General features: G+C 39.9%; 5 protein-coding genes and 1 pseudogene. 1 reads left to right on the forward strand and 5 read right to left on the reverse strand.

Features of this window, described 5'->3' with window-relative positions; genetic code table 11:
- Nucleotides 1-619, reverse strand: a pseudogene (locus AC1DWN_RS27380) (sugar ABC transporter permease); the annotation flags it as partial.
- 240 nt (nt 620-859) lie between these two features.
- On the opposite strand from AC1DWN_RS27380, the gene AC1DWN_RS27385 reads away from it, so the two are divergent.
- Nucleotides 860-3,205 carry an AraC family transcriptional regulator gene (locus AC1DWN_RS27385; protein WP_477562049.1) on the forward strand — a complete coding sequence of 782 codons (2,346 nt, stop codon included), beginning with the start codon at nt 860-862 and terminating at the stop codon, nt 3,203-3,205.
- Nucleotides 3,206-3,344: 139 nt separating this feature from the next.
- On the opposite strand, the gene AC1DWN_RS27390 is transcribed toward AC1DWN_RS27385, so the two are convergent.
- The 4 genes from AC1DWN_RS27390 to AC1DWN_RS27405 form a co-directional block, all read right to left on the reverse strand.
- A complete protein-coding gene (locus AC1DWN_RS27390; RefSeq protein WP_477562050.1) occupies nt 3,345-3,773 on the reverse strand; it encodes a hypothetical protein in 429 nt (142 codons plus the stop codon).
- Nucleotides 3,770-4,093 carry a hypothetical protein gene (locus AC1DWN_RS27395; RefSeq protein ID WP_477562051.1) on the reverse strand — a complete coding sequence of 108 codons (324 nt, stop codon included), beginning with the start codon at nt 4,091-4,093 and terminating at the stop codon, nt 3,770-3,772. Before AC1DWN_RS27395 ends, AC1DWN_RS27390 begins: the two co-directional genes overlap by 4 nt.
- 138 nt (nt 4,094-4,231) lie before the next feature.
- Nucleotides 4,232-4,987, reverse strand: a complete 756-nt coding sequence (gene tatC, locus AC1DWN_RS27400; RefSeq protein ID WP_477562052.1) for a twin-arginine translocase subunit TatC — start codon at nt 4,985-4,987, stop codon at nt 4,232-4,234.
- A 25-nt stretch (nt 4,988-5,012) separates the two neighbouring features.
- On the reverse strand, nt 5,013-5,224 hold a 212-nt coding region (locus AC1DWN_RS27405), incomplete at its 5' end, for a Sec-independent protein translocase family protein (protein WP_477562053.1).

Consider the following 5,224-nt stretch of genomic DNA (forward strand, 5'->3'; position numbering starts at 1 on the left):
AGGCTATAGAGGCAATATAGATGATCGCAGCCCACCCTAAACCCTTCCAAAGGCCGATACCTGTTTGAAAAAACCACACAATATCTGAATTGGCGAGTAAATCTGTCGCATTTGAAATCAGTCCTGCTTTTAGAAGGAGTCGATTAATAAATCCATCATCCAGAGAGAAAAACGAGAAAAAAATCGAATATACAATGACCCAAGAAATAAAATGGGGAAAGGAGGTCACGGTTTGCACGAGCTTTTTGAACCATTGAGCTCTAATTTCKTTCAGCATGATAGCAAAGATCATCGGAAGCGGACTAAGCAGCAAGCCTAAGCCGCTAAAAATCAAAGTGTTGCGCATAGCGTTTTGAAACTGGAAACCACTATTAAATAAGGTTTGAAAATGCTTAAATCCGACGAATTCAGCTTTTAGAAAGGAATCTCCTGGGAAATAATTGGTGAAGGCAATATACCAGCCCCAAAGCGGAACATAAGAGAAGATGAACATTAAGCTGAAGAAAGGAACCGTCATAACCAATAAAGGCCAGACAGCCTTCCATTTATCCGGAGTCCAATTCTGTTTACGATTAATAAAGGGAGATATGGAAAATTCAGTATTATTTTCTGAGGACATTGTTGTTTCAAACCTTTCCTTGGGTTATGTGGTGCTGCTCTCTATATAGACATGTATTGCCTTTTAAAAAAACTCCTAAATCCGATCTTCCCTACTAAACCGCTGCAATAGGGACTCCAAGATTATGCTTTTTATCCGAATATGCATTCTAACTGTCTAATAGCCTCGTTTCCTCTAGCACAAAAAACAATAGGTTGTTATAATCTTAGGAAAGTGCTGAATAAACAAAGGGCGTGACCTATGTTCTTCTTAAAAATTTATAAATCGAGACGTTATTTAAGCCGCATCCTAATCTCATTTACGGCGCTTTCCGTACTCGTTATTTCCTTAATGTCGACACTACTCATCTATAACGCTCAGAAAAACTCGCTAAGCATACTTGATAATGCGAATCGAAAGGTTCTTACCCAGTTAAGCTACAGCACCGATTATATGCATCAAATGTTTGTACAACAGCTGATGTCGCTTTACCTCAACAATGATGTGRATATTCTGATGAATCGGGATGATCTGGATCTTTTTGAAATACTGGCAGTTGTTCATAAGCTGGACAGCTATGCCGAGTCGACCAACTACTTGGACTCTATAGTTGTGTACAATGGCAAAACAGATACTTTTTATTCAGGTGGAAATTCTTTCCTGCGCGATAAGGATAGTGTAATGACTGCAAGGTTTCGTAAGCTGCTTGACGGAAAGCAGAATGTACCCAAGCTCAGCTTAATACCTCATCAATTTACTGAAAAGAAATATCCGATTTATATTTTCTCGCTAGTGATGTACGACTCTGCCTCCGAAGGTTACCATAAAAATGAGAATGCCTTGATTATTAATATCAAGGCAGAATGGTTGTTTAATAATTTAATTGATCTCAATCAAGCAGGACAATCCGATCAAAGCAGCATCTATATTTTGGATCAGGAAAAATTTATTTACGATCCCTCCCCTGGCTCTCAAGCAAGCACAGATATAGCTGCAAGTATCCATGAACCCGTAGATTCAGATAAGAATAACAGTGGTTCTTCCATAATAAAAATTCAAGGTGAAAGATATGTCATGACCCATTTGAAGCTCAAATCATTGAATTGGGAATTGGCGACGATCCAACCCTACCGTGATGTGATGAAAAATATCGGACAGCTGCGTAATTCATCTATTTTACTGACGATGCTTTTCATTGTAGTATCCATTATCTGTGTATTCTTTGTCTCTCATAAGTTATATCAACCTGTAGAAATTCTCATGGATCAAATTCAGAAGCATAGAAGATCAGATTCAGGCGGCTATAGGGACAGCCACGACAAGCTGGAACTAACTTTCATTTCTGACACCTATGGCTCTGTTATGGAGAGGTTGAAACATTTAACCGAGGACCATCAGTTTAAGTTTAACATCGCCAAAAATTACTACCTGCAACGAATCGTCCAGGAAAAACCATTTGAGAGCCTCGCAGAGTTTCAAGACTTGATTGTGCAGCATCAATTAGCCATTAGCGAGTTGGGTCCTTACAGGCTTTCCATTCTACTAATAGATAATGAAAACCAGCTGCAGAATTATAGTGACAAWGAACGAAAGCTGATTTTATTCGCGGTCTCCAACATTATGCAAGAGCTTGTCGTACGTTATGCCCGACTGGAAATAATCAATTTGCGAAATGAACAATTAGCCCTATTATTCAGTCCGCTCGCCAATGATCATGTTATGCTGGATAATTGGATGCTGGCGCTTCAAGATATCCAGCGTGTGATTATGAATTTCTATAAGACCTCTTTATCCTTTGTCGTTAGTGAAGCCATTGAATCCTACGATGAAATTAATCAGCAGTATGAATTATTGCTGCAGAATGCCAAATACAGAATGATTTTCGGTAGCCAAAGCATCATTACCTCCGAAATGATAGCTGAACACAACATACAAAATGAACCCAACTCGCTCGACGAGCCTAAAAAACGCTTGATGGATGGTATCCGATCTGGACAGGCTGAGAGGTGTAAGAATGATTTAGTTCATTATTTTCAATTGGTCCGGCAATATGATGCGGACAGCATCAGTTATTTATTACTGCATTTTTTGATGGATTTGAAATATACGATACGTGATTTGAACAATAACCGGCTCCATTCTATTTCTGTTGATATAGATCCCGTAACCCGAATGATTCTCAAGCTCGAGGCCTTAGATGATATTCAAATAGAAATGAAACAAATTATAGATGCTATTATCAATGTCCCTCAATCGAACAACGAGGATAAGAAAATGGCCCTGCTTGAGACAGTTAAAGAAATCATTCACCAGCAATTTGTTGACCCAAATTTGAGTCTGCAAGCTGTGGCCGATAAGCTAAAGCTGTCGCCATCCTATCTAGGGCGCACCTTTAAAACAAACGAGATGATTTCAATTGGAGATTATATTAATGAAATTCGTTTGGAAGCATCCATGGAGCTATTAAACGATCAAAACCTCACAATTACAGATATTATGGAAAAATGCGGGTTTTCCAGCCAAAGTAACTTCTTTCGCTTATTTAAATTAAAATTTGGTGTCCCACCTAAAGAGTTTTTACGCGTTAAAGCAATTAAGGAAGCTTAGACTAAAACCGAAAAAGCTGATGCTCCTTTCAGGAAGCACCAGCTTTTTTTGCAAATTATATTAACCTCGTGATGGCTCGATCATCACTTTTCGTTGCTCTGAATTCCGCATCTTTTGCCGCTTCTATAATTCTCAACGGTCATCCACGAGACGGCTCGGACATCATCAAACGCATTTGTGCGCTTGATGCAGCCAGATGGCCATCATTAGCCATCACTTGCTCCAGATGCTTCATTCTTTCCGGTGATGCCGTATTCATCATGACCTCTGAATAGTATCGGTCAATCCAGAACCTGGAGGCGCCTGCAATATAGTCAAGCAAATCCGAAAATTCATGGTCTTTGTAACACTCGCACAAATTCATCGTGAACATTCTCCGGTGGGTACTCCCGTTCCAGGCGGAATGAAATGTATTGTGGTTAAAGACCAGAACGTCTCCGGGAATAACGTCTAGCACGTAAGCCGGAACCTTCTCCCCACCTATACCCCAGTGCATATCACTCTTGCTTGCTTTTTCCCCCAAGTCCTTGCCGAATTGATCCTCCATGCGGTGGCTTCCCGGAATCACACGCAGTGCCCCCGTATCCCCATCAAGCTTGTCAAGATAAAATCTCTATGCGAGCTCGTCTTACCTGTGTAATAGTTCCCGTCGCTTCCCATATAGTTGAAATCGTCTCCTAGCAGAGCAGAACCAATCCCCTCAATTCTTGGATAGTCAAGTAATGTACTCATCCGTTGATCAATAAACGGCATGACACACGTTTTTTTGAAACCATCATGCGGGTCATTATTTGGAAACGTTTGTGTAAATCCCTCTAGAATCCAATCCAATTTATCCGCTACTAGCTGTGGAAATTTAATAAAGCCAAACGTATTAAAAAAAATCAATTTATTCTTTTGTCAATTTCATGTGATTTCACATCTCCTATTTAAATTAGTATTTACGCTCTATTCTTTGCCTTTGATTTCTTCATACTTGTCATAATAAAGCCCCCTTATATACATTGATCTCCCCTGAACGATCAACTACTCTCTATATTCCACTTCACTGATACTGTCTTTCGCCAGCTGCTTCTGATAAACCACTCCAGAGAGCAGCACGCTGATCTCGTAGAGAATAATAAGTGGAATTGCGACAATGATTGCTGAGATTGCATCAGGTGGAGTAACAATCGTTGACAGAATAACAAGCGTCATGTAAGCATATTTACGTAATTTACGAAGTCGCTGCGGATTAGCCAAACGAAGCCGTGTAAGAAACATGACCACCACAGGTAATTCAAATAACAATGCGATAGGTAGTATAATATTAAACATAAATGAAAAATAGTGAGTAATTCCGTACGTTTCTGTAATGTCCAAGCTCTCTGTCAATCCTGCGACAAATTTAAAGGTCATGGGAAAAACCACAAAATAAGCAAAAACTAAACCAACTAAAAACAAAAAAACGGAATATGGAATATAACCGATCGTTGCCTTCTGCTCTTYWTTACTTAGACCTGGTTTAACAAATGACCAAAGGTGATATAACGTAACAGGACCTGTAACGACTAAAGCTAAGATCAAGGATACCTGCATATAAACCCTTATTCCGTCCCAAGGTGAGAAAGCATGCCAGCTTGCATCGACAAGAGGGGAGGCTTCTTGAAGATAAATCAGTATGGGCTTAGCTACAAAAAAACCGCCGATCATCCCCAGCACAAGTACAGCAGCTATCCATAAAATCCGTTTGCGTAATTCACCCAAATGCTCGACTAAAGACATCGCATCGTCTTGCATCATTTCACCAACCTTATCTATCTTCAGTTCAAGCTGGTGATCTGCGGTTTTCCTGAGGGTTTTCCTCTAATTTCGCTTCTGTAGTAACTTCACTGTATTGTGCTTCTTGTACATTAACCTTCTCAGAGCGAATATCTTTACGCGTTCCCGGCTGAGCCTGTGGTGTTTCATCATCGTCATTCATAATGTTATTGGTTCCATTTTTAAACTCCCGCAATGTTTTACCGAAGGCTTTTCCTA

The organism is Paenibacillus sp. P4_A7, from assembly GCF_056402455.1.